The 2,345-nt window shown below is 36.8% G+C and carries 3 protein-coding genes; all 3 read right to left on the minus strand.

Annotated elements, in window-relative coordinates; all coding sequences use genetic code 11:
- Window positions 1-48 precede the first annotated feature (48 nt).
- The gene (locus tag V7164_RS15905; protein WP_335348079.1) at window positions 49-426 is read right to left on the minus strand and encodes a cbb3-type cytochrome c oxidase subunit I; all 378 of its coding nucleotides are present in this window, start codon (window positions 424-426) and stop codon (window positions 49-51) included.
- 208 nt (window positions 427-634) lie between these two features.
- Window positions 635-1,420, minus strand: a complete 786-nt coding sequence (locus V7164_RS15910; protein ID WP_335348080.1) for an SDR family oxidoreductase — start codon at window positions 1,418-1,420, stop codon at window positions 635-637.
- A gap of 213 nt (window positions 1,421-1,633) precedes the next feature.
- The coding region (locus V7164_RS15915) for an SDR family NAD(P)-dependent oxidoreductase (RefSeq protein WP_335354563.1) at window positions 1,634-2,345 on the minus strand (712 nt) is incomplete at its 5' end.

Consider the following 2,345-nt stretch of genomic DNA (forward strand, 5'->3'; position numbering starts at 1 on the left):
TTAATATATCGTTGAATCCAGCCTTTTGTTTATATACATTTATTAATTCTATTCTTTATTATCCTTTAAATTTATTAAAATATTTAAGACAAATAGCAATACGCCGATGACTGTGATGGTAGCGCCAATGGCTGTTCCTGGAGTAAATGCTTCGTTTTGGGTTGTGATTAAAATCGCTAGTGCAATCATCATAATAGGCAAGCCGATATTATGCAGCCAAAAATGCCATTTTGCTAACTTAGAAGCTGCGAGCTTTGGAAATAAATAATAAAGTATGCCTGCTAACGTTAGCGCAGTCCATCCAAGCAGATTAATGTGTACATGAACCGGTGTTAGGACATAAGAATGAGAGGTTGACATATAATATCCGATTAAAACACCTACTGCAAAGTAAATGGCTGAAATTTTTATAAGCCTAATCCCCACTTTAAATACCCCCTTCCATCAAATGTCATATAGATGTTAAAGAATATGTGCATAAATCCTTCTTTAGACTATTTGACTTAAATAATTTTTTCTTTACATCAAAAAAGAAGACACCGCTCATAGAACTTAGAACGATGTCTTCTTTTTACCTACGTATCATTAGAAAATTTAAACCTTTTTTAGTAAAAATCAGCGGGTAAATTATCTTTTAATATTTATATGATTGTCCGCCATCAATTGGAATAACGGTTGCATTGATGAAATTAGCTTGATCTGATAGCAGGAATGCCACTAAATATCCCACTTCTTCTGGTTTACCGAAACGTTTCATTGGATTTGGCTCAACAAATTGTTTCCCTACTTCTTCCCAGTTTTCTGGATCCATTTGTTTTAATGAACCTTCGACCATCGGTGTCATGATTGCCCCTGGTGCAATGGCTTTAATACTGATCCCGTATTGACCGTATTCAATTCCAGAGTTTCTTGTTAATCCGACCACGCCGTGTTTACTAGCTGCATAACCAGATTGGTTTCCTACTCCACGAATACCACCAACAGAAGCAGTATTAACGATAGAGCCAAAACCTTGTTCTCTCATAACTTTCAATACATGTTTCATTCCGTAAAAAACACCATTTAAGTTGATATTCACTACTTTTTGGAACTCATCAATGCCAAAATCCTCAGTTAGGTTTTGTTTTCCTTCGATCCCTGCGTTGTTGAAGAAGCCATCGATTTTCCCAAATTTCTCAACGGTTTCATTTACATAGTTTTCAACTGCTGTTTCATCTGCCACATTTGCAGTAATAAGCAATACTTCTGCGTTTGGCGCAACTTCTAACACTTTCCCTTTTGTTTCTTCTAATGAAGCAGCGTTTAAATCAACGAGTGAAAGTTTTGCTCCTTCTTTAGCTACTTGTAAAGCGGAAGCTTGTCCTAAACCAGATCCTGCACCTGTAATTAATACCACTTTCCCATCAAAACGATTGCTCATGAAAAATTTCCCCCTTTATTATCATAACGAAAATCATTATATCCCCTTGAATTATATTGAATTAAAACATCTCTAATTAAGTATATATAGCAATGTAAAGTCATTTTTTCCTGTTTAGTTCCAGATGGTACAAATAATTTCCACAAAGCTAGTATCCACAAAGAACTATTGCCTGTTTCAAACTTGAAGTAAAAGATCCTACCCCATAATTGATTATTGAGCCGTATATCCGCCATCAACGATTAAACTATTACCAGTCATGAATGAAGAATCATCGGAAGCCATGAATAATACTGCTTTTGCCATTTCTTCCGCTTGACCAAGGCGTTTCATCGGTGTGGCTGCAGATAGAACTTGCTTGCTTTCTTCTGGAATAATAGGTGTATCAATAAAACCAGGGCATAATGCGTTAATACGAATATTTTGTTCTGCATATTCAAGCGCAAGTGAACGAGTTAAGTTTATCACGCCACCTTTTGCTGCGTTATAGGCTGCTGAACCAGGTGATCCAACCCAACCGTACATAGATGCCGTATTCACAATCGTGCCGCCACCTGTTTTTAACATTTCACGGATAGATTCACGTGCTACTAAGAAGACTCCATCTAAATCAACATTTACAGTATTACGCCATTCTGAGTACTCTAATTCATGTGAAGGATGAACACGGCCGATCCCCGCATTGTTGAAGACTACATCTACTTTGCCAAACGTTTCAACTGTTTGTTTAAAGATATTTGCTACTTCTTCTTCACTCGTAATATTTGCTTTAATAAAAAGAGCTTCAGCGTTAAGCGCTTTCAATTCTACTTCAAAAGCTTTCCCTTTTTCCTCATTTAAATCAACAAGCACCACTTTAGCCCCTTCTGAAACAAATAAACGTGCTGTTGCTGCTCCAATTCCAGATGCTCCACCTGTAATGACA

The sequence above is a fragment of the Bacillus sp. JJ1474 genome (genome assembly GCF_036965225.1).
GTDB lineage: Bacteria > Bacillota > Bacilli > Bacillales > Cytobacillaceae > Cytobacillus.